At 56.5% G+C, this 20,554-nt stretch carries 22 protein-coding genes; 9 read left to right on the forward strand and 13 right to left on the reverse strand.

Annotated elements, in window-relative coordinates; translation table 11 throughout:
• Positions 1 to 443: 443 nt before the first annotated feature.
• A complete protein-coding gene (locus tag AB1724_20000; protein MEW6080099.1) occupies positions 444 to 1,691 on the forward strand; it encodes an integron integrase in 1,248 nt (415 codons plus the stop codon).
• A gap of 128 nt (positions 1,692 to 1,819) precedes the next feature.
• Here AB1724_20000 and folE2 read toward each other — a convergent pair whose 3' ends face one another.
• The 9 genes from folE2 to AB1724_20045 all read right to left on the reverse strand — a co-directional run bounded on the left by folE2 (position 1,820) and on the right by AB1724_20045 (position 8,733).
• A complete protein-coding gene (gene folE2 / locus AB1724_20005) occupies positions 1,820 to 2,626 on the reverse strand; it encodes a GTP cyclohydrolase FolE2 (protein ID MEW6080100.1) in 807 nt (268 codons plus the stop codon).
• Positions 2,623 to 3,372 carry an ATP-binding protein gene (locus AB1724_20010; GenBank protein ID MEW6080101.1) on the reverse strand — a complete coding sequence of 250 codons (750 nt, stop codon included), beginning with the start codon at positions 3,370 to 3,372 and terminating at the stop codon, positions 2,623 to 2,625. The genes folE2 and AB1724_20010 overlap by 4 nt, the downstream gene beginning before the upstream one ends.
• 8 nt (positions 3,373 to 3,380) lie before the next feature.
• On the reverse strand, positions 3,381 to 3,746 hold the full coding sequence (gene rpoZ / locus AB1724_20015) for a DNA-directed RNA polymerase subunit omega (protein ID MEW6080102.1): 366 nt from the start codon (positions 3,744 to 3,746) through the stop codon (positions 3,381 to 3,383).
• Positions 3,747 to 3,768: 22 nt separating this feature from the next.
• Positions 3,769 to 4,236 (reverse strand): transcription elongation factor GreA, encoded by a 468-nt coding sequence (gene greA / locus AB1724_20020; protein ID MEW6080103.1) that lies wholly within the window; start codon positions 4,234 to 4,236, stop codon positions 3,769 to 3,771.
• 96 nt (positions 4,237 to 4,332) lie between these two features.
• Entirely contained in the window at positions 4,333 to 5,355 is a 1,023-nt protein-coding gene (locus tag AB1724_20025; protein ID MEW6080104.1) for an aspartate-semialdehyde dehydrogenase, read from the reverse strand.
• Positions 5,356 to 5,399: 44 nt separating this feature from the next.
• On the reverse strand, positions 5,400 to 6,467 hold the full coding sequence (locus AB1724_20030) for a 3-isopropylmalate dehydrogenase (GenBank protein MEW6080105.1): 1,068 nt from the start codon (positions 6,465 to 6,467) through the stop codon (positions 5,400 to 5,402).
• A gap of 90 nt (positions 6,468 to 6,557) precedes the next feature.
• On the reverse strand, positions 6,558 to 7,409 hold the full coding sequence (pssA, locus tag AB1724_20035) for a CDP-diacylglycerol--serine O-phosphatidyltransferase (protein MEW6080106.1): 852 nt from the start codon (positions 7,407 to 7,409) through the stop codon (positions 6,558 to 6,560).
• Positions 7,406 to 8,077, reverse strand: coding sequence for a phosphatidylserine decarboxylase family protein (locus AB1724_20040; protein ID MEW6080107.1), 672 nt, complete (start codon positions 8,075 to 8,077; stop codon positions 7,406 to 7,408). Before AB1724_20040 ends, pssA begins: the two co-directional genes overlap by 4 nt.
• A gap of 251 nt (positions 8,078 to 8,328) precedes the next feature.
• The gene (locus AB1724_20045; GenBank protein MEW6080108.1) at positions 8,329 to 8,733 is read right to left on the reverse strand and encodes a PilZ domain-containing protein; all 405 of its coding nucleotides are present in this window, start codon (positions 8,731 to 8,733) and stop codon (positions 8,329 to 8,331) included.
• 262 nt (positions 8,734 to 8,995) lie between these two features.
• Between AB1724_20045 and tsaA the strand changes: the two genes are divergently transcribed.
• Genes tsaA through AB1724_20085 form a run of 8 tightly spaced genes read left to right on the forward strand, consistent with a single transcriptional unit; the run spans position 8,996 to position 17,427 of the window.
• The gene (gene tsaA / locus AB1724_20050) at positions 8,996 to 9,433 is read left to right on the forward strand and encodes a tRNA (N6-threonylcarbamoyladenosine(37)-N6)-methyltransferase TrmO (protein MEW6080109.1); all 438 of its coding nucleotides are present in this window, start codon (positions 8,996 to 8,998) and stop codon (positions 9,431 to 9,433) included.
• A 42-nt stretch (positions 9,434 to 9,475) separates the two neighbouring features.
• A complete protein-coding gene (locus tag AB1724_20055) occupies positions 9,476 to 11,773 on the forward strand; it encodes a tetratricopeptide repeat protein (GenBank protein MEW6080110.1) in 2,298 nt (765 codons plus the stop codon).
• Between the two features lie 20 nt (positions 11,774 to 11,793).
• On the forward strand, positions 11,794 to 12,939 hold the full coding sequence (locus AB1724_20060) for a hypothetical protein (GenBank protein ID MEW6080111.1): 1,146 nt from the start codon (positions 11,794 to 11,796) through the stop codon (positions 12,937 to 12,939).
• Positions 12,940 to 12,941: 2 nt separating this feature from the next.
• Positions 12,942 to 14,114, forward strand: a complete 1,173-nt coding sequence (locus AB1724_20065) for a pyridoxal phosphate-dependent aminotransferase (GenBank protein ID MEW6080112.1) — start codon at positions 12,942 to 12,944, stop codon at positions 14,112 to 14,114.
• A gap of 18 nt (positions 14,115 to 14,132) precedes the next feature.
• Positions 14,133 to 15,551 (forward strand): 23S rRNA (uracil(1939)-C(5))-methyltransferase RlmD, encoded by a 1,419-nt coding sequence (gene rlmD, locus AB1724_20070; GenBank protein MEW6080113.1) that lies wholly within the window; start codon positions 14,133 to 14,135, stop codon positions 15,549 to 15,551.
• Positions 15,548 to 16,159: a Maf family protein gene (locus AB1724_20075; GenBank protein ID MEW6080114.1), complete on the forward strand. Its 612-nt coding sequence runs from the start codon at positions 15,548 to 15,550 to the stop codon at positions 16,157 to 16,159. Before rlmD ends, AB1724_20075 begins: the two co-directional genes overlap by 4 nt.
• A 24-nt stretch (positions 16,160 to 16,183) precedes the next feature.
• Entirely contained in the window at positions 16,184 to 16,885 is a 702-nt protein-coding gene (locus AB1724_20080; protein MEW6080115.1) for a YggS family pyridoxal phosphate-dependent enzyme, read from the forward strand.
• Complete coding sequence (locus AB1724_20085) at positions 16,882 to 17,427, forward strand: epoxyqueuosine reductase QueH (protein ID MEW6080116.1); 546 nt, start codon at positions 16,882 to 16,884, stop codon at positions 17,425 to 17,427. Before AB1724_20080 ends, AB1724_20085 begins: the two co-directional genes overlap by 4 nt.
• 50 nt (positions 17,428 to 17,477) lie before the next feature.
• Here AB1724_20085 and trxB read toward each other — a convergent pair whose 3' ends face one another.
• From trxB to AB1724_20105, 4 genes are all read right to left on the reverse strand, one after another.
• Positions 17,478 to 18,407 carry a thioredoxin-disulfide reductase gene (gene trxB / locus AB1724_20090; protein MEW6080117.1) on the reverse strand — a complete coding sequence of 310 codons (930 nt, stop codon included), beginning with the start codon at positions 18,405 to 18,407 and terminating at the stop codon, positions 17,478 to 17,480.
• Positions 18,408 to 18,427: 20 nt separating this feature from the next.
• Positions 18,428 to 18,757: a thioredoxin gene (gene trxA, locus AB1724_20095; GenBank protein ID MEW6080118.1), complete on the reverse strand. Its 330-nt coding sequence runs from the start codon at positions 18,755 to 18,757 to the stop codon at positions 18,428 to 18,430.
• A 208-nt stretch (positions 18,758 to 18,965) separates the two neighbouring features.
• Entirely contained in the window at positions 18,966 to 20,072 is a 1,107-nt protein-coding gene (locus AB1724_20100; GenBank protein ID MEW6080119.1) for a GGDEF domain-containing protein, read from the reverse strand.
• A gap of 204 nt (positions 20,073 to 20,276) precedes the next feature.
• On the reverse strand, positions 20,277 to 20,554 hold a 278-nt coding region (locus tag AB1724_20105; protein ID MEW6080120.1), incomplete at its 5' end, for a 2-hydroxyacyl-CoA dehydratase family protein.

Below are 20,554 nucleotides of genomic sequence, written 5' to 3' on the forward strand. Positions count from 1 at the left end.
CAGTTCGGTAGGCCTTGCCATACTGGCGAAATATATCCGCCACCTCAAATGCGGGTCGGCTCATCCCTAAGCCTTACTTTAATGTACTGTTATTATTAAACAATTCTGCGAAAGCTTACTTGAACATTAATATTATTGTGATTCGTGTTTTCCGACCGAAAAAATATTCCCCGTGCCCATTTAATGTAAATGAAAATTGATTGTCAATATATAAAAAAGCAACAAAATAAAGCTATTGACATTCAGAAGGCAAATTATTTATATGATTTTTAGCTGGAAATTGTGAGAAGAAGGTTGCCCGGTCGATGTTGTATTAATAATTTTTTCATAATTTCAATTTGTTAATTGTCGATACGCAGTTCCTTGGACTTTGATTTGTGGCGGGATTTTGTGCCTATTGGAAGATTATCCCGCTTCGCGTTTTTTTCAGGGAAAAATATACCATGGATGGTTTCAGACATTTTCTTGAATCCGGCAGGATCGTTTCCGAAAAATCAATCCCATATTATATCAACTGGGTAAATCGTTTTCTGGCCTTTCGTGGACAGCCGTTGGAAGGTGACATTCAGAATAATGAGATTCAGCGGTTTTTGAATGACCTTCAAAAAAAATATGAGGATTGGCAGGTAACCCAGGCAGAAGAGGCCATTCGTCTGTATGGATATTATCAGAGCCGACGAGAAAAAGTGGAACCGGCTGGCCAGTCCCTTAACAACGAAGCGCTGTGGCGTAAATATGCCGCGCAGATGAAAACCATTCTGCGTTTGAAGCATATGTCTTATGCCACCGAAAAAACCTATTTTTCATGGCTGCGATCGTTTTACTCCTTTCTTGGCAAAATGAATCCGGATCAACTGGAAAGCGCGCATGTCATGCGGTTTTTGAGTTTTCTGGCCGTGGAGCGGAAGGTTTCCAGGAGCACTCAGAATCAGGCCTTGAATGCTTTATTGTTTTTCTTCCGGCATGGACTGGAAAAAGACCTGGGAGATATCAGGGGCGCGGTTCGGTCCTCAAATAAACAGTCACTACCTGTGGTTCTCAGCCAGGGAGAGGTCAACCGTTTGCTGGGAAAACTGGATGGCGTTCATTTATTAATGGCCAAGACCATATACGGTTCCGGTATCAGGAACAACGAGTGTTTGCAGTTGCGGATCAAGGATCTGGACTTTGAAAGAGAATGCCTCACTGTCCGGGCCGGAAAGGGAGATAAGGATCGACAGACGCTTCTGCCGGGAAGCCTGGTAGACCCGCTCCGGCGACATCTGGAAAATATCCGGGATATTTTTGAGACGGACCGCCGGAACAATGTCCCCGGCGTTTATATGCCCGGTGCTTTGGAAAGAAAATATCCGTCGGCGTCCGTTTCATGGGAGTGGTTCTGGGTGTTCCCGGCCAGTGCCTTATCCGTGGATCCGGTTACGAGAATAGTCCGGAGACACCATATCCATCCCAGCGGCCTGCAGAAAGCGATCAAAGCCGCGACTCGAAGCGCCGGCATACACAAAAAAGTCAATGTCCATACCCTGCGCCACAGTTTTGCCACGCATTTGCTGGAAAGCGGCTACGATATCCGCACGATTCAGGAACTGCTGGGGCATTCCAGTGTTAAGACGACCATGATCTACACCCATGTGGCCCAGAAGAACCGGCTGGGGGTGAAGAGTCCGCTGGATTCGTTCGGGCCGGCTTGATTCGGGAGGGCATTGATACTGGATCCCCCGGTCAAGCCGTGGGATGACAAAAAAATGGCCGTGGGATGATAAACAAACGGCGTGAAGACTGCGGGCAGGGAAGGGGAAGGGGCAGGAAAGGGGGCGGGCTACTTCCTGGGGTTGTCCGCCGACATGTCCGGCGGCGTACCGCAGGTGATGGTGGCGTAGGCGCTGTGGTTGTGGATGGACTCGAAGTTCTCCACGCTGATGGAAAACCAGGTGATGTTGGCGTCCTTTTTCAATTCAATGGCGATATCCCGGACGATGTCCTCGACGAACTTGGGGTTGTTGTAGCCCTGCTCGGTGACGAATTTTTCATCGGCGCGTTTGAGCACCGAGTAAAGCTCGCAGGAGGCGCATCGTTCCACCAGTTCGATCATGTCTTCGATCCAGATAAATTTTTTAAAGCGGATGGCCAGCTTGACGATTCCCCGCTGGTTATGGGCCCCGCCGTTGCTGATTTCCTTGGAGCAGGGGCAGACCGAGGAGACGGGAACCGTCACTTCCGAGACCAGGTCCACTTTGCCGTTGGACTTGCTGGTGCCCAGCAGCCGGCACGTGTACTCCATGTAAGCCGGCGTGCTGCTGACCGGCGCGGTCTTTTCAATGAAATAGGGGAAGGAGACCTCCATGTGGGCGGACCGGGCTTCCAGGTCCTGTTTCATCTGGTCCAGGATTATGGTGAAGGTTTTCAGGGAGATCTCCGGCTGGAACATGTGCAGCAGTTCCACGAACCGGCTCATGTGGGTGCCCTTGCTGTAGTGCGGCAGGTCCACGTACATGTTGATGGAAGCCACGGTCTGCTGGAACCCGTTTTTTCTGTCCAGGACCCGGATGGGGTATTTGAGATTCTTGATGCCGACGTTGTCGATGGGCATTTCCCGGTAGTCCGGTGTTTTCTGAATATCTTTCATGGTCTGGTTCCGGCCGGGGCGCGGTTTAACAGGTAATCCGTTCTCACGTTGCCCATGGCCCTGAAGATGTTCCCTTTGATTTTCCGGTTGCTGCTGTACAGCTCTTCCAGAAGCAGTTTGATGGCCCGGCGGCGCGAAGTTTTTGCGGTCGGGCAGGGGTTTTCAAAACCCGGGAAGCACTGATCCTCAGCGAATTTTCTGATCTCGTTTTCCTCCACCATGGCCAAGGGCCGGATGATGGTGATTTTCCCGCCGAACATGGGCTGGCAGGGATTCATGGAGCTGATCTCGCCGGCGTAACAGATGTTCAGAAACAGGGATTCGATGATATCGTCCTGGTTGTGGCCCAGGGCCAGCTTGTTGCAGCCCGTTTCGGCCGCGATTTCAAAAAGCCGCTTGCGGCGGATGCGCGAGCATAGGAAGCAGGGGTTTTCCCGGTTGACGTCACTGTGGGCCACCACGCCGCAGTCGGAATAGTCGATCCGCAGGGGCCAGTCCCGCTCCCGGCAGAAATCGGCCAGTTCCCGGGCAAAGCCGTTTTCAAAGCCGGGGTCGATATAGCAGGGCACCAGTTCGTAGGTGACGGGAATCCGGGCGAGCCGCCAGTTTAACAGCCACAACAGGGTCAGGCTGTCCTTTCCCCCGGACAGGCCGACGCAGATGCGGTCTCCGTCATCGATCATGCCGTACTGATGGATGGCCTTGCCGAAATCCCGGTTGATCCGTTTTTGTCTGCTGGCGGACATGAGGTCAGTTAGTCTTCGTCTTCTTCGTCTTCCTCGTCGTACTCATCCTCATCGCCTGTTTCCCGGTCTTCGCTCTCTTCGTCCATGTCGATGGCCTGATCCCGGAATTCACCGGCGATTTCCGCAAGATCGGTTTCGTTCAGCGTATCCATATCCGAGCCGAACAGGGTCTTGCCGGCTTTTTCCATGTTCTCCATGGTGATTTTGCCGGCCGCGATTTCCCTTAAGGCCACCACAATATCTTCGTTTTTCGGGGAAATCACCAGATACTCCGATCCTTCCCGGATCTGCCGGACGCGCTGGGCCGCCAGATGGACGAGTTCAAAACGGGACGGTACTTTTCTCAAGCAGTCTTCAACGGTTATTCGTGCCACGGTTAAACCTCCGTAAAGAGAATTATAAAATTTCAACCAGTTCGTATTTGCGAACACCGCCGGGCGCCTGCAGGGTGATGTTCGCGCCCGGTGATTTTCCTAAAATCGCCTGTCCCAGGGGCGAGGTGACCGAGATCAACCCCTGATTGATGTCGGATTCATCCGGTCCGACCAGCTGATAAGTGACCTCGTCTCCGGTATCCATGTTTTCCAGGAGAACGGTGCAGCCGAAGACGGCCTTGTCTCTGGCCGAAGCGTCCGGATCGATCACGTTGGCGTTGGCCAGTTTACCGGACAGTTCGTTGATGCGCCCTTCCAGAAACGACTGCCGCTCCCTGGCGGCGTGATATTCGGCGTTCTCCGACAGGTCTCCGAGGGCCCGGGCTTCGGCGATGGCCTTGATGGTCTGGGGGCGCTCCACCGCTTTCAGATTGGCCAGCTCTTTTTTCATGGCTTCATACCCTTTTCGGGTAATAGGAATGGATCCCATAGATGTCTCCTGAACGATCAATGAAAAGCTTCAGGCTTCCTTTCGCGGTTTGTCTTTTTCCGGACGCGGCCTGCCGGTTATCGGCACCCCGGCGGGTTACAGGTATTGGGCCCCCAGGATTTCGCCGATCTGAATGGCGTTGGTAGCGGCGCCTTTGCGGATGTTGTCCGCTACCACCCACATGTCGATGCCGTTCTTGACCGATTCATCCCGGCGGATGCGGCCGACCAGGGTCAGATCCTGCCCGGCGGCGTCGATGGGCATGGGATAAACATTTTTCCTGGGGTCGTCCACCACCCGCACGCCCGGGGCTTTTTCAAGAAGGGCCCGGACTTCATCCGGCGAGATGGGACTTTCGGTTTCGATATTCACCGCCTCCGAGTGGCTGAAGAACACCGGCACCCGGATGGTGGTGGCGGAAACGGCGATGTTGGGGTCGCCCATGATTTTACGGGTTTCATGAACCATCTTCATCTCTTCCTCGGTGTAGCCGTTGTCCAGGAAGGGACCGATATGGGGCAGACAGTTGAAGGCGATCCGGTGCGGATAGATCTTGTTGACCATGGCGTCGCCCTTGACGTAGGCCCGCACCTGGGTATCCAGCTCGTCCAGAGCCGCCTTACCGGTCCCGGAAACCGCCTGGTAGGTGGACACCACGATACGTTTGATCTTCGCCTGGCGATGGATCGGCGCCAGGGCCACCACCATCTGGATGGTGGAACAGTTGGGATTGGCGATAATGTGCTTTTTCTTGTATCCGGCCAGGTCATGGGGATTGACTTCCGGCACCACCAGCGGGACTTCCGGATCCATGCGCCAGGCCTTGGAGTTGTCGATGACCACGCATCCGGAGGCGGCGGCGTGGGGGGAGAACTTCAGGCTGGTGCCGCTGCCGGCGGAAAAGAAGGCCATCTGCACCCCTTCGAATGACTTTTCGGTCAGTTCCTCGACAATGAAATTTTCCCCTTTAAAAGTGATGCTTTTGCCCTTGGAACGGGCGGATGCCAGCATTTTGATGCTGGCGATGGGAAAATTCCTCTCTTCCAGGCAGGCCAGCATCTGCTGGCCCACGACGCCGGTGGCTCCGGCAACCGCGACATGGTATTGCTTGTCCGCCATTACTCTCAATCCTCCTGTAATTCCGGCCGGTCAATAATCCGGCTTTATGCCCGTTCAATGTATTGTGCGATGGTATCACCGACCTGGCTGGTGGTCATGCCCATCTTTCTTGCTTCCACGCTCTTCATGTCATCCCGGACGGCTTTTATGACCGCCGTTTCGATCATGGCGGCGGCCTTGCTTTCTCCCAGGTGGTCGAGCATCAGGCTGCCGGCCATTATGGCCGCTACCGGGTTGATGACGCCCAGACCGGTGTATTTCGGGGCCGATCCGCCGATGGGTTCGAACATGGACACCCCTTCCGGGTTGATGTTGCCGCCCGCGGCCACGCCCATGCCGCCCTGGATCATGGCGCCCAGATCGGTGATGATGTCACCGAACATGTTGTCGGTCACGATGACGTCGAACCATTCCGGGTTTTTCACCATCCACATGCAGGTCGCATCCACGTGGGCGTAGTCGGTGGCGATATCGGGATACTCCCGGGCGACCTCGTAAAAGGTGCGTTCCCACAGGTCAAAGGCAAAGGTCAGCACGTTGGTCTTGCCGCACAGGGTCAGCTTTTTGCGTTTGTTCCGGCGGCGGGCGTATTCAAAGGCGTAACGGATGCAACGCTCCACGCCCTTGCGGGTGTTGATGGACTCCTGGATGGCGACCTCGTCGGGGGTGCCTTTTTTCAGACAGCCGCCGGCGCCGGCGTAAAGGCCTTCGGTGTTTTCCCGGATGACGGTAAAATCGATGTCGGCCGGCCCCTTGTCCTTGAGGGGGGTGTAGACGCCCTCATACAATCGGACCGGTCGCAGGTTGATATACTGGTCGCAGGTAAAACGGAGCTTGAGCAGCAGACCCTTTTCCAGGATGCCGGGTTTGACGTCGGGATGACCGATGGCGCCCAGGAGGATGGCGTCCGCTGTTTTCAGCTTTTCAATGGTATCGTCGTTCAGGATTTCCCCCGTCTTTTTATAATGCTCCCCGCCCAGAGGATAATGGGTGTACCCCAGCTTGAACCCGCATTTGTTCGAAACGGTATTGAGTACCTTAAGGCTTTCGTCAACCACTTCCGGTCCGGTGCCGTCACCGGGAATGACGGCGATCTTATACTCTTTTGTCATTCACAGCATCCCTTCTTTGCCATAGTGTATAAGTTTCCGGCGGCGTTTCCGCCGGCTTTCATCATGTTCTCATCTGCTGATTGCCGGATTTCAGATCTGGGAAGTCGACTGGTGATTATCGTCGCCGGTTTTCACGCCGGGCGTTTTGGCCACTTCGTCGCTGTCGCTTTGCCCGGCATGGCGCCGGTAAATGGAGTTGAACGGTCCTGAAACCACATATAAAAAATTCAGCGAAAACAGGGCCACCGATGGCTCCTGCACGATAAAGACCAGCAACAGCACGGCGATGACCAGCAGGTTGAAATTTTTTTCCCGGGTCAGAAAAGTCGGCAGCTTTTTAAAGCTGGCGTACTTGATGGAACTGACCATTAAAAACGACAGGGCGTAAATCCCGGCCAGTATAAAATATATCAGTATAAAATTCGGATCTTTAGGATTAATGGTCAGGCCGATTTTATGGCAGAATAAAATGATGGTGGCCAGCATGCCGGCCGCCGCCGGAATGGGCAACCCGGTAAACCAGCGGCTGTCGGCCGTGGCGGCGTTGGTGTTGAACCGGGCCAGCCGCAAGGCGCCGCAGGCCAGAAAGATCATGGCGGCCAGCCAGCCGAACTTGCCCATGGGCTGCAGCAGCCATAAATACACCATCAATCCCGGCGCCATCCCGAAGGATATGACGTCCGCCAGGGAATCGTATTCCACGCCGAAACGACTGGTCGTCCGCGTCGCCCGGGCGACTTTGCCGTCCAGGATGTCGAAGGCCATGGCGGCGATGAGCAGGTGGGCACTTTTTTCAAAAGAGCCTTCCATGGCCGAAATGATGGCGACAAACCCGCAGAACAGGTTGAGGGTGGTGAAAATATTCGGCAGAACATAGACGCCTTTGCGCCAGCGTTCTCTTTCCGACTTCACTTTTTCTTTGTTTCTTTTTCTTATTTTCATTGGAAAGATCCCAGCACGGATGTCCCGGCTTTGACTTTATCCCCGATTTTGACGCGTAACCGCGTATCCGCCGGGAGATAGACGTCCAGCCGCGATCCGAAGCAAATCATACCGAACCGTTGCCCCCGGGCAACTGTTTCATTGCCGGTCAGGTGGCAGATGATCCGCCTGGCCACCAGGCCGGCGATCTGCACAAAGCAAACGGACTGACCGGTGTCCGTTTGCATGAAAATCTGGTTGTGTTCATTATCTTCCGACGCCTTGTCCAGGTTGGCGGAGAAAAACTTCCCCGGAAAATACGAGACACCGGTGATGGCGCCGTCACAGGGAATACGGTTAACATGGACGTTGAATACGGACATGAAAATACTGATTTTAAGGCTGGTGCTCTCGCCCAGGGGGCTTTCCGGGACGATGTCCGTTTTGATGACCCTGCCATCGGCCGGTGACACCACCAGACCGTCTCCGATCGGTATCACCCGGTCCGGATCCCGAAAAAACCAGCAGGTAAAGGACCAGAAAATAAGGGAAATCATGGCCGGAACGGTGAGACCCGTCAGGGCGAAGACGGCTGTAATGAATCCACCCGCGAAAATGAACGGGTACCCCGCTTCCGCCACGGGGAAAGCAGTTCTCTTTTGCGGGTCAGCCCACTTATACTGTTCCATGATTTTTTTCTACTTAATAAATTATGCCTGAATATTCAAAAATTTATTCTAAATACCCGGAATCGGACTTATTGTCAATCTTTTTTGAACGGCGGTGGGTTAAAATAAGGTTTACGGTCCAAGGTGCAAGGTTCAGGGATCAAAGTTCAAAAAAATGGTCCAGGGCCAAGGGTTACGGTGGAGGCCTGTATGACGATATCGCAGGGGCTGCCTTCCGGTCGCCCCTGTTTCAGGTTGCTCAAAACAGTTTTCTACCGGCGGCTCGGGTGCGTCGAACGGGTTTCGGCCTGCTCCTCGATCAGATCGTAGAATTCCCTCATGATTTTGTCTTCATTGCCTTCGTTGTATCCGACCACGCTGCGCAGATGGATGAAGGACTCCACGTCGATCTCCTTGAAGAGGACGGCCAGACCGTTTTCGTCACAACGCACCACCCGGCCCTTCATGCTCAAAGTCAGGCTGGAGGAGGTGCCGGAGAGATAGATTTTGATGTCAAGCTCGGTTTCCGCGGGAATGTCCGTCTTGATGTCGACCAGCATGCCTTTCAAGCTGAGGTTGCGAACCTCACCGGTCTGGGTCTGATCACCAAAGGACAATTCGGCGTTTACGTTGAAAACCACGCGGGTGCCGCGTCTTTTGTTCTGTTCGTCATTCATGGCTTCACGGCAATATTATCGTTTTGAACAGGCGTTCATATGTGAAAATATCCCTATCACAATGATCCCGGGCTTTCAATAAAATATTAATGATCTCCACCCCCCTGCCCCCTGAACCTTGGACCCTGAACCTTGTTGATTTCAACTGATCGAGAGATGAATGCTCATCCATTTGCATGGAACGGAACGTTGGTGTAAACTTCCGTTTAATGAAATGCCATAGCTACTACACACTGCACCTGGTAAGACAAGTGGTTGAATCATGAGCGGGCAAAAGACGGTGACCATGACGCCGATCGGATTTCTGCGGACGGATGCCCGAGATATCCCCCGGCACTGGTCCCTGTCCCGGGAAGAGGGAACGATTGCCATCGATCAGGAATATATCGAGGGGTTGTCGGACATGAAACCGGGCCAGAAAATTATCGTTCTTTTCTGGTTTGACCGCAGTCCCGCTTTTTTGCCGCGCTATCTTCGGCAGACGCCGCCTCATCGCCGGGAGCCACTGGGCGTTTTTTCCGTCTGTTCGCCTCGGCGGCCCAATCCCATCGGGCTGTCCGTGCTGACCGTGCTGGATATCCAGCACGGCAATATCCGGGTCCGGGGAATTGATATGCTGGACGGAACGCCGATCCTGGATATAAAACCTTACATAACCGAAGCGGAAGATTGCCCCAGTTATTCGGAAGAAGAGGCATGACATGATTCCGGCGCCGGTCATCTGCATAATCGAGGGAATCGAATGATTAGCTGGTACAAACAGGTGAACAGTCGCTTGCTGTTGGTGCTGGTCGTCCCGCTGATGGTGATCATCGTTTCCGGATGCGGGTCGGACGGGAGCCGTTCCAGGGCCCACCTGGATAACGGCCGGGAGTTTTTTGAAAAAGAGGACTATCACCAGGCCGCGGTCAGTTATCGGCGGGCTGCTGCCGTTGACCCCGGCTCGGTGGAGGCCTGGACCGGCCTGGGCCGGGCCTGCGTCCGGCTCGGCGATATAAAGGGGGCCAACGAAGCCTATCAGCGGGCCATCGCCATCGTTCCCGATCATGCCGAGGCCCTGCTCAATCTGGCCCGGTTTGACATGCTCGCGGGCAACACGGCGCCGGCCGAGGAAAGAACCCGGCGGGTGCTGCGGTCGGCACCGGAAAATACCGAAGCCTTGTTCTTGCTGGCGGACATTTATAACCGTACCGGCCGGTTCCCTCAAGCCGGGGAAACCTATGAGCAGCTCCTGCCCCTGACCGCCGATAGAGCCAGGGCGTTGATGGGGCTGGCCCGGATCCAGGCCCGGACCGGTGATCCGCTTTCCGCGCTGATGAACCTGGAAGAGGCGGTGTCCAGCGCCCCGGATGCCATGGAACCGAGATTGCTGCTGTTCAACTATTATTACGGACAAGGAGATTTCCCCAATGCCGAAAAGGTGTTGGCGCAGGCCGTCGAGGCCCATCCGGAAACCCCGGCCCTGCGGATTCTGCTGGGAAAGTATTATTTCAACCGGCAGCGTATGGCGGAAGCCGAGGCGGCGTTTTTAGAAGCCGTCCGGCTGGCTCCCGACCAGGCCGGCGCTTATCTGGTGGCCGGAAAATTCTACAGTGCCGTCAGCAAGCCCGAAACAGCCGTGGAAATGTTTCGCAAAGCCGGCCGGCTGAATCCACAGGACGTGGAAGTGACGACCATGCTGGCCGAATTCTACCTGGACAACAAGCTTATCGATGATGCCCGGCGAACCATCGATGGGATTCTGGAAAAGCATCCCGCTTATTTTCCGGCCCGCCTGTTGAAAGTCAGAAGCCTGCTCATGGCACAGCATTATGACCAGGCCGTTGCCCTGTGTGATGAATACTTGAAAGGTAATCCCGCGGCGGATCAGCTGCTGGTTTCCAAGGGCGTGGCCCATGCGGCCAAGGGGGATCTGGCGGCGGCCGAACGGGTTCTGGCCGAAGCGGTGGCCGTGGCGCCGGCCAACATCAACGCCAAGTTCAGGCTGCTGGATGTTTATCTGAAACAGGACAAGGTGGAACAGGCCCAGAAGCTGAACCAGGATATGATCAGTTTTCTGCATGAAAATTTCGACGTAACGGTAATACTGGGCGATACGAAACTGGACAGGGAAAAAGCGCAGAAAGGCCTGGATTCCCTGGATTCGCTTTCCCGGTTCGCCTCCGCCAGCCCGTTCGATCGTTTAAACACCGAGCAGGCGAACAATCTGAAGGCCGAATACGACCGGCTGATGAGCGAGTTCAACCGCATCCTTGAGAACAACCCTGACCGCCTCAACGTCTTTGAAAGCATCATTCTGCTGCATGCCGCCCGCAAGGAGTACGATGTCGCCCAGGCCAAGTGCGATCGGCAGCTCGAACGGTTAAAAGACAAACCGCTGCTGGCGGCCAGGGTTTATAACATCAAGGGCGGATTGCACTTGGCCCGGAACAGCATCGACCAGGCCCGGGAGGCCTTTGATCGGGCCATCTCCCTGGCCCCGGATTTTCAGAAGCCCTATTACGGTCTGGCCCGGCTGTATATTATCAATAAAGACATTGACAGCGCCGTCAGGCAGTACCAGTCCCTGCTGAACCGTGATCCCCGGCAGCCCGTTCCCTACCTGCTTCTGGGGGTAATGCATAAAACGAAGAACGATTACCCGGCCGCGGAAGGGTATTACCGCAAGGCCCTGGAGATGGATCCGCATTTTGTCCAGGCCGCTAATAACCTGGCTTATCTGCTGGCGGAACAGGGCCGTCAACTGGAGGAAGCCGTTACTCTGGCGCTGCGTGCCAGAGAGCTCAAGCCGGACGACCCCTATGTTCTGGATACCCTGGGATGGGTTTATTACCGGCAGGGGAAATACGATGACGCGATTCGTGAATTACGATTGTCCGCCGAACAGTTGCCGGACAGCGCCGATGTGAATTATCACCTGGGCATGGCGTATTACGGAAAAGGCGATGCCGTTTCAGCCCGGCAATACCTGGAAAAGGCGATGCAATCCGCCCATCCTGCCGCCGTCGAGATCAGGAGGATATTGTCTGAACTGGGTTGAGACATGATCAGGCGCCGACGATGAAATACTTTCCTTTGAAAATACTACTGTTTCTGGTCGTCATGACCGTGGTCGCTCATTTTGCCACCGTTTCTCTTCTGGAGCGGTACCTGGAATATACCTATACCCGGGGGATCGAGAATATTTACATCGGCGATACAACCCCGCTGTTTGAAGGCCGCCTTTCTTTGAGCGAGAACATCAGCAGGAACATCGACGGGTTCCTCCTAAGGAAATCACTGATACTGACCGGCGCCAGCGTGGATGTCCGCGTGACGTCGGGCGGTGCCGTCTGGGTTTATCCCCAGCCCCTTGACCTGAACGCCGACCGGCTGGCGCCGCCTTCGGCCGCTGAAGTCGCCGCCGAAAATTTCCGGCTGATGAACCAGGGGCTTTCGGTGTCGGTCAGAATCCTGCTGGGCTGGAACGCGTTGCTGGTAGTGGTGATTTTTATTTTTTACATTCTGCTGGCGGCGGGTATTTTCGCCTATTTTTACGTGTCCGGTGCCCGCCGGGCGAAGCGGGACGAAAAGGAGAAACAGCAGGAGATCGACCGTCTCCGGGAACTGGAACGGCATCATGAACAGCGGGCCGAAGCGCTGGCCCGGGAAAAGAAGCAGTTGTCCCTGGACATCGCTGAAACCAGAAAAAACCTTCTGGAATACAAGGATAACGCCGGCCGGATGGAAGACGCCATGATCGATGAAATCATTGCCCTGGAGGAAAAGATCCGGAAGAATATGGAACTGGCCGAAGCCCTGCGCCACGAAAACGAAGCCCTGAAGGAAGTTACCGGGCGGTACGAGGACGAGAAGAAACGCGGAAGCAGAAAGTCTGCCCTGTACGGCAACGTCGAGAAACGGTTCAAGGCGCTATACAAGAACATCGTTTTCCACAAGCGGGCCCTGGAAGGCTTCATGGACCTGACGGATGACATGAAAATAAAGGCGGAAGAAGTGGTCCGGCAGATCGACGCGGACCCGGCCGCCGCCAACATCAAACGCAAGGTCGACCTCCGCAAAAGCCGGGAGAAAATTTTCGAGGCGATGTTTGCCTATAACGGCCGGCTTTATTTCCGCAACACCAGAGACGGCAAGGTGGAGATCCTGGCCATCGGAAACAAGAACACGCAGGTTAAAGACATGACTTTTCTGGACACTTTTTAACCATGAGCAGCAGGAATTTGCAACGGACCACATCCAGGCAGGCGGCCAAAATAACCCCCTTTCTGGTCATGGACATACTGGAGAAGGCCGGCGTCATGGAGGCCGCCGGCATCGATGTCGTTCACCTGGAAGTGGGTGAGCCGGATTTTCCAGTGCCGGCCTGTGTCAAGGCGGCCGCCATGGAGGCCCTGCGGGAGGATTTTACCTGTTACACCCACAGCCTGGGAGATCTCCGGTTAAGGGAAGCCATTTGTCGCCACTATGCCGATCAGTACGGGGTATCCGTTTCTCCGTCCCGGGTCCTGGTGACATCCGGTACGTCTCCGGCCATGATGCTGATTTTTTCCGCCCTGCTTGATCCGGGCGATGAAGTGATCATGTCGGATCCCCATTACGCCTGCTATCCCAACTTTATTCGCTTCGCCGGCGGCACGCCGGTACCGGTTTCGGTATATGAACAGGACGGGTTTCAGCTTTCGGCGGAAGCCATCGCGCGGGCCATGACGCCCGCCACCCGGGCGATCATCATCAACTCTCCGGCCAACCCTACCGGCACGGTTTTATCCGAAGAGCGGATGCGGGAGATCGCGGCCCTGTCCCCGCTGATCATTTCCGACGAGGTCTATCACGGCCTGGTGTACGAAGGCAAAGCGCATTCCATTCTGGAGTTCACGGACGACGCCTTTGTGCTCAACGGGTTTTCCAAGCGTTACGCCATGACCGGTCTGCGCCTCGGCTTTGTTATCATGCCGGAGGCCTATGTCCGGCCGGTCCAGGTACTCCATCAGAATTTCATGATATCGGCCAACTCGCTGGTGCAGCGGGCCGGCATCGCGGCTCTGGAACAGGCCGGGGATGACGTCGCCCGCATGCGGGAAACTTACGACCAGCGGCGGCGATACATGATCCGGCGGCTCCGGGAGATGGGCTTTGCCATCGCCTCGGAACCTACCGGCGCTTTTTACGTATTTGTCAATGCCGCCCACCTGGACGGCGATTCCCTGCGGCTGGCCCTTGACATACTGGAAAAAGCCCATGTGGGTGTGACGCCGGGTGTTGATTTCGGCCGCAACGGCGAAGGGTGCCTGCGGTTTTCATACGCCAATTCCATGGAGAACATCACCCGGGGGCTGGACCGGGTGGAGCGCTACCTGAATCAGAGACGGGGCGGCTGACGGGAAAGGGGAAAGGTCATGCCGGAAGAAACCCCGGTGAATATCAGGAGGGGTGACGAGGTCACCCTGGACATCGAGTCGCTTGCCTTCGGCGGACGGGGAATCGCTCGGGTCGATGGCCTGACAGTGTTCGTGGAAGGCGCGCTCCCGGGGGATTCGGTCCGCGCCAGGATTATCAGAAAAAAGCAGCGGTACGCCGAAGCCCGTCTGATGGAAATTATCCTGCCGGCCCCTGACCGCACGGAGCCGCCCTGCCGTTATTTCGGATACTGCGGCGGATGCGTCCTGCAGAACCTGGCCTACGACCGGCAGCTGGAATACAAGCGCCAACATGTCGTCGATTCCCTGGAACATATCGCCCTGATGCCCGATGTCAGGGTCCATCCGGTTCTTCCCTCGGCCCGGCTGTTCGGGTATCGCAACAAGATGGAGTTTTCCTGCTCCGACCGGCGCTGGCTGCTGCCGGTGGAAATGGGCCGGGAAGACCTTGACACCGGCTTCGCCCTGGGGCTTCATGTTCCGGGCACGTTTAACAAAATACTGGATATCGAGCAGTGCCTGCTCTTCCCGGATGACGGCAACCGGATCCTGGCGGCCGTGCGGGAGCTTATCCGTCAGTCGTCAGTGCCGGTGTACAATCTTAAGACCCACGCCGGCTTCTGGCGGTTTGTCATGCTGCGCCATTCCGTGGCCGCGGATACCTGGATGGTCAACATCGTCACCGCCTTTGAGGACCGGCCCCGGGTTCAGCCTCTGGCGGATATGATCGCCGGGAGTTTCCCGAAGGTCTCTTCGGTAATGAATAACATCAACGGCCGGAAAGCCGCCATTGCCGCCGGGGAAAGGGAGATCCTGCTTTACGGCGACGCCGTGATCGAGGACCGCATCGGCCGATTCCGCTTCGACATATCCGCCAATTCGTTTTTCCAGACCAACACCCCTGGCGCGGAAGCCCTTTACCGGGTGGCGGAATCCTACGCCGCCCTCTCCGGAACGGAAACGGTGATGGACCTTTACTGCGGGACCGGCACCATCGCCATCCGGCTTTCCGGCGCGGCCCGGGAGGTGGTCGGCCTGGAAATCAACCCCGCCTGCGTCGCCGATGCCGATGCCAACTGCCGGAAAAACGGCATTGACAACGCGCGCTTTATCGCCGGCGACGTCCGGGAGACGCTGAATCGGATCGGCCAACCTCCCGATGTCCTGGTCATTGATCCGCCCCGGGCGGGAATGCATCCGGATGTGGTCGCGCAGGTGCTGGGACTGGCGACCCCGAAAATCGTCTATGTTTCCTGCAACCCGGCCACTCTGGCCAGGGACATCGGCCTGTTGAAGGAACATTATACCGTCGCCGAAGTGCAGCCGGTGGACATGTTCCCCCATACGCCCCATATCGAATGCGTGGCCCGACTGATTCATAAAAAGGACGGCTCATGAATACATCCGGCGCGGCCAACGGATCGCTGATACTCGCTTCCAAGTCCCCCCGGCGGAAACTGCTGCTGGAACAGGCCGGCCTGAATTTTTCCGTGGTGGTCAGCGGTTTCAAAGAGTCATCCCTGGCCTGGTCCGAGCCGGTGCGGTATACCCGGGATCTGGCCCGCGCCAAGGCCGAAGAGGTGGCCGGACGATATCCCGACAGCTGGGTGATCGGGGCCGACACCATCGTCATGGCGGACGGGGATTTGCTTGAGAAACCCGTTTCCATGGACGACGCCCGCCGCATGCTGAACCGTCTGAGCGGCGCCGTTCATGAGGTGTACACCGGTTTCGCGGTGATCCATAAGGCAAAGGATCATGCCCACGTGGACGCGGTCCGGTCCGAGGTCGAGTTCAAATCCCTGTCCGCGGCCGAGATCGAGTGGTATATTCATACGGACGAGCCTTACGACAAGGCCGGTGCCTATGCCATCCAGGGACTGGGCTCGTTCCTGGTCAAATCCGTCAAGGGATCCTATACCAACGTGGTCGGGCTGCCGGTGTGCGAGGTGGTGGACTACCTCCTGCGTCAAGAGATTATCCGGAGGAGGGCCGGCGACCTTTAATTACCGTCGGCCGGGAGAGGGACAGTGACGGAAGATACAGCCATAAAGGAAAACCTGGCGCGGGTCCGGCAGCGGATCCGGACTGCGGCGCTCGCCTGCGGCCGGTCTCCGGAGGGCATTAGGCTGATCGCCGTCAGCAAGTCCCAATCCGCGCAGACGGTGGCCAGGGGCATCGATGCCGGCATTACCGACCTGGGCGAAAACTATATCCAGGAGGCCCGGGAGAAAATCGCGGTCCTGCAGGCGCGGCCGGTGACCTGGCATTTCATCGGCCACCTTCAATCCAACAAGGCCAGATACGCGGCGGGACTGTTTGACCTGATCCACTGCCTTGATTCAGTGAAACTGGCCCGGGAACTGGATAAATATGCGGCCGGAAGCGGGATCGTGCAGAAGGTGCTGATCCAGGTCAATATCGGCGACGAAGCGACCAAGTCCGGCGTCCCGGCCGGGGAAGCGGCGGATCTGGCGGCCGCGGTCAGTTCGTTCAAACATATCTCGGTCCGGGGGTTGATGGCCCTGCCGCCCGTGTTTGACGACCCCGAACAGGCGCGGCCCTGTTTCGCGGCGGTGCGGAAGCTGGCGGAGGAAATCCGGTCCCGGCGCATTCCCGGCATCCGCATGGACGAACTTTCCATGGGCATGAGCGGCGATTTCGAGGCGGCCATCGCCGAGGGGGCCACTCTTGTCCGGATCGGCACGGCCCTGTTCGGAGAACGGCCATGAACCTGCTGCTTCACATCTGCTGCGCGCCCTGCGCCATTTATCCCGTAAGGATTCTCAGGGAGAGGGACGTGGCGGTCACGGGATATTTTTACAATCCCAACATTCATCCCTTCAGCGAGTTCGCCAGACGGCGGCAGACACTGGCCGGCTACAGCGAGTCCATTGGACTGCGGACGATCTGGCCGGAAGGGTACGACCTGGAGCGCTTTCTGCGGAGTGTGGCCTTCAGGGAGGCGGAACGCTGCCGTTACTGCTATTACGACCGGCTCCGCTCGACCGCCCTGGCGGCCCGGGACGGACAATTTGACGGCTTTTCATCCACCCTGCTGTACAGCAGGTTCCAGAAGCATGACCTGATCCGGGAGATCGGCGAGGCCGTGGGCCGGGAAACGGGTGTTTCATTTTATTACGAAGATTTCCGTACGGGATGGAAAGAGGGCGTGGAAAAATCAAAACAGTTGCAACTTTACCGGCAGCAATACTGCGGCTGTGTTTACAGCGAAAAAGAGCGGTATTACCGGGGGAAAGAGGTGAATCGGTAGGGGCACGGCGCGCCGTGCCCCTGATCGGGAAAACTCATGAAGTATCCGGGTCAGCCCAGGTTGTCCAGGTAGTGCTCCGCGGACCGCACCGCAATGGCCGCGTCCCCCACGGCCGTGGCGATCTGCCGTAAAGGCGTGACGCGGACGTCGCCGGCGGCGAACACGCCGGGAACCGAGGTTTTCATTTCCAGGTCGGTGACGATAAAACCGCCGTCATTTGTTTTCACCGTGTTTCCGATAAATTCCGCGTTGGGTTTGATGCCGACCCAGACAAAACAGCCGTTCACGGCCAGGTCACGGGTCTGGCCGGTCTTGACGTTTTTTACGGTGACGGATTCGACGTTGGTCAGCCCGCCGCCCACAGCTGTGACCACGCTGTCCCAGACAAACTCGATGCGGTCGTTGGCCAGGGCCCGTTCCTGGAGGATTTTCGCGGCCCGCAGTTGATCCCGGCGGTGAATCAGGTAGACTTTTTTCGCGAATTTGGTCAGATAAATGCTTTCCTGAACGGCCGTGTCCCCGCCGCCCACGGCCGCCACCGTCTTGTCCCGGTAAAAGGGCGCGTCGCAGGTGGCGCAGAAGGAAATGCCCCGTCCGTAGAAACGGTCCTCACCGGGTACGCCCAGGCGGTTGGGGGAGGCGCCGGTGGCGATGATGACCGCCCGGCAGGTCAGAGGCCCGTTTTCGGTGACGATTTTTTTGACTTCACCGGAAAAATCCACGGACGATACTTCCGCCGACTCGATGGCGACCTTGAGATTGGCAGCCTGTTCGCTCATCCGCATCATCAGATCGACGCCGCTGATGCCTTCCGGGAACCCGGGGTAGTTTTCGACCCAATCGGTGGCCAGCACTTGCCCGCCGGGGGTTACTTTTTCCAGCAGCACGGCGTTCATTCTGGCCCGGGCCGCGTATATGCCGGCAGTCAGCCCGGCCGGCCCGCCGCCGATAATGATCAGATCATGGTCGGTTGTCGTCATGGTCGGTCCCCTTTTTGCGGTTAGTCGACGGCTTTGTTAAGGGCTGCTTCCAGTTTGGACTTGGGGACCATGCCGACGATCTGCTCGGCGACTTTCCCGCCTTTGAAGATGATCAGGGTGGGAATCGCCTGGATGCCGAAGCGGGTCGGGGTAGTCGGATTGTTGTCGACATTGCATTTGGCGAATTTGATTTTGCCGGCAAAATCACCGGCCAGCTCTTCTACAATGGGTCCGATCGCCTTGCAAGGCCCGCACCAGGGGGCCCAGAAATCGACAAAGACCGGAATATCCGATTGCAGCACTTCGGCGTCAAAATTGGTATCGCTGACTTCCATCACATTATTTGCCATTGGTTGATCTCCTTTCGGGTCCGCTTAACCTTTATTATCTTACCGGTTTATTTGTGTGTAACCGGCAGATGTCCATCCCCATAAAAAACATAAAGGATTTATTGTTTTTGTGCTTTTGGGGTAGCACAAAAAAAGAGGAACCGCAAGGGAATTGTATCCGACCGCGGGCGGGGGGAATGTGCTCCCGATGTCCGGTCCGACGTGACCGTCAGGCGGTAACCACTGTGTTTTTCCCCCGGGATTTGCCCGTGTAAAGGGCCTTATCGGCTCTCTTGATGCAGCTGTCCAGGGTGTCGCTGGCTCCCTGGTATTGGCTCAGGCCGAAGGTCATGGTAACGGGGGGGATGTCGACGCCGTTGAAGGTGTAGCCTGTTTCCTCGAGCCTGTTCCGGATTCGCTCGGCAACGGCCAGGCCGCCTTCCAGGTCGGTTTCGATCAGCATGATGAGGAACTCTTCTCCGCCCCAGCGGGCCGGACAGTCAATGTTGCGGACCTGATCTTTCAGGAGTTGCGCCACGGACTGGAGAACGAAGTCTCCGGCGTCATGGCCGTGGGCGTCGTTTACAGCCTTGAAATTGTCAATATCTCCGAGGATGAGGGTGAAGGTGTTTTTCAGGCGCATCTGCCGCTGCTGTTCTTCCCTGATTTTTTCGATCAGGTCCCGGCGGTTGGAAAGGCCGGTCAGCGGGTCCTGCTTGGAGGCGCACTCGAATTTCTCCTTTTCTTCCCGGATATGCCGTAGTAGCAGCAATTGTGATGCCTCATAGTAGTAAAGCATGAAGGTGAGGAGCAGATAGATGGTGATATACCGGCCGATGACGGGGAGGGTATAGGGCGGCGTGCCCATGATCGACTGAGGCGCTGCCATGAGAATCACGGTCAGGGCAAAGAACAGCAAGCTGGCGTTCATGCCGGCTCTTTTGCCCAGGATGGAAAAAAACACGGCCGGCGGGACAAAGGTCCAGAGAAAGTAGGAAATCTCCTGTCGTCCCAGAACAACGGTGCTGATGCAGATGGCGATGAAGACCAGGCTGATCATCCAGTAAGCCATCCCTCCCTGTTGCGCTTTGCGAAGGTGGAGCAGGGTGCTGACGGCGGCGATCAGGGCGACAATGTCCGCCGCGGTGATCAGGAAATGTCCCGCAAAGAAATGGTAAGGGGTGAAAATCATCATCGTGATGATGCAGCCGATGAGGATGAAAACCGCCGGTATGCGCCGGTGCCTCTCCTCGGGGCGAAGCTGCAGGGGGCTGCTCAGTTTGACGATGGCTCGGTTGAGTCGGGAAACCTTATGCGTGGTGTCCGGGTTGCTCACGATTCTTGCCCCTTCCCCTTTGTTTAATTTTTTCTATTATAACCGTAAATTGATCTTGTTGGAAGCGGAATCGTCCCCGGTCGCATGATTCTCCATGCCGGAAGAGGCGTCACGGGTGTCCGCCTGTTTTGTGAGGGTCGTAAATGCCGTTTTCCAGGGAAAGAGACAAGGAATCAGCGGTTGGCGTCTGAATTTAACGGGAAATCAATCGCCCCGGCGGAGTTTCCTTCTTTCCATCAGCTCGACAAACCCTTCGATGCGGGTATTGATCTGCGCCTCGGAAAAAGCCCGGGGATCGTTCATGTCGCACTGGATGATCAGCACCGGGATATCGCACTCCTGCTGCAGGGCGTTCTTCAGGTCGATCATGCCGGTGCTCGAGGGCCGGCAGGAAAGGTTTTCGTGCAGGATGACGCCGTCGATGCGATAGTCGCTGATGGCCTGCTTGAAGTAGGCGATGCGTTTTTCCAGGTTGTAGGAGT

This window comes from Thermodesulfobacteriota bacterium, assembly GCA_040753795.1.
Lineage (GTDB): Bacteria > Desulfobacterota > Desulfobacteria > Desulfobacterales > Desulfosudaceae > JBFMDX01.

Coding starts and splice junctions, on each gene's coding strand:
- trxB (MEW6080117.1), bottom strand. CDS start 18,407: ATGACGACAACCGACCATGATCTGATCATTATCGGCGGCGGGCCGGCC.
- AB1724_20010 (MEW6080101.1), bottom strand. CDS start 3,372: ATGTCCGCCAGCAGACAAAAACGGATCAACCGGGATTTCGGCAAGGCC.
- pssA (MEW6080106.1), bottom strand. CDS start 7,409: ATGAAAATAAGAAAAAGAAACAAAGAAAAAGTGAAGTCGGAAAGAGAA.
- AB1724_20040 (MEW6080107.1), bottom strand. CDS start 8,077: ATGGAACAGTATAAGTGGGCTGACCCGCAAAAGAGAACTGCTTTCCCC.
- trxA (MEW6080118.1), bottom strand. CDS start 18,757: ATGGCAAATAATGTGATGGAAGTCAGCGATACCAATTTTGACGCCGAA.
- AB1724_20025 (MEW6080104.1), bottom strand. CDS start 5,355: ATGGCGGACAAGCAATACCATGTCGCGGTTGCCGGAGCCACCGGCGTC.
- AB1724_20065 (MEW6080112.1), top strand. CDS start 12,942: ATGAGCAGCAGGAATTTGCAACGGACCACATCCAGGCAGGCGGCCAAA.
- AB1724_20000 (MEW6080099.1), top strand. CDS start 444: ATGGATGGTTTCAGACATTTTCTTGAATCCGGCAGGATCGTTTCCGAA.
- AB1724_20055 (MEW6080110.1), top strand. CDS start 9,476: ATGATTAGCTGGTACAAACAGGTGAACAGTCGCTTGCTGTTGGTGCTG.
- tsaA (MEW6080109.1), top strand. CDS start 8,996: ATGAGCGGGCAAAAGACGGTGACCATGACGCCGATCGGATTTCTGCGG.
- AB1724_20030 (MEW6080105.1), bottom strand. CDS start 6,467: ATGACAAAAGAGTATAAGATCGCCGTCATTCCCGGTGACGGCACCGGA.
- folE2 (MEW6080100.1), bottom strand. CDS start 2,626: ATGAAAGATATTCAGAAAACACCGGACTACCGGGAAATGCCCATCGAC.
- rlmD (MEW6080113.1), top strand. CDS start 14,133: ATGCCGGAAGAAACCCCGGTGAATATCAGGAGGGGTGACGAGGTCACC.
- AB1724_20060 (MEW6080111.1), top strand. CDS start 11,794: ATGAAATACTTTCCTTTGAAAATACTACTGTTTCTGGTCGTCATGACC.
- AB1724_20075 (MEW6080114.1), top strand. CDS start 15,548: ATGAATACATCCGGCGCGGCCAACGGATCGCTGATACTCGCTTCCAAG.
- AB1724_20045 (MEW6080108.1), bottom strand. CDS start 8,733: ATGAATGACGAACAGAACAAAAGACGCGGCACCCGCGTGGTTTTCAAC.
- greA (MEW6080103.1), bottom strand. CDS start 4,236: ATGGGATCCATTCCTATTACCCGAAAAGGGTATGAAGCCATGAAAAAA.
- AB1724_20085 (MEW6080116.1), top strand. CDS start 16,882: ATGAACCTGCTGCTTCACATCTGCTGCGCGCCCTGCGCCATTTATCCC.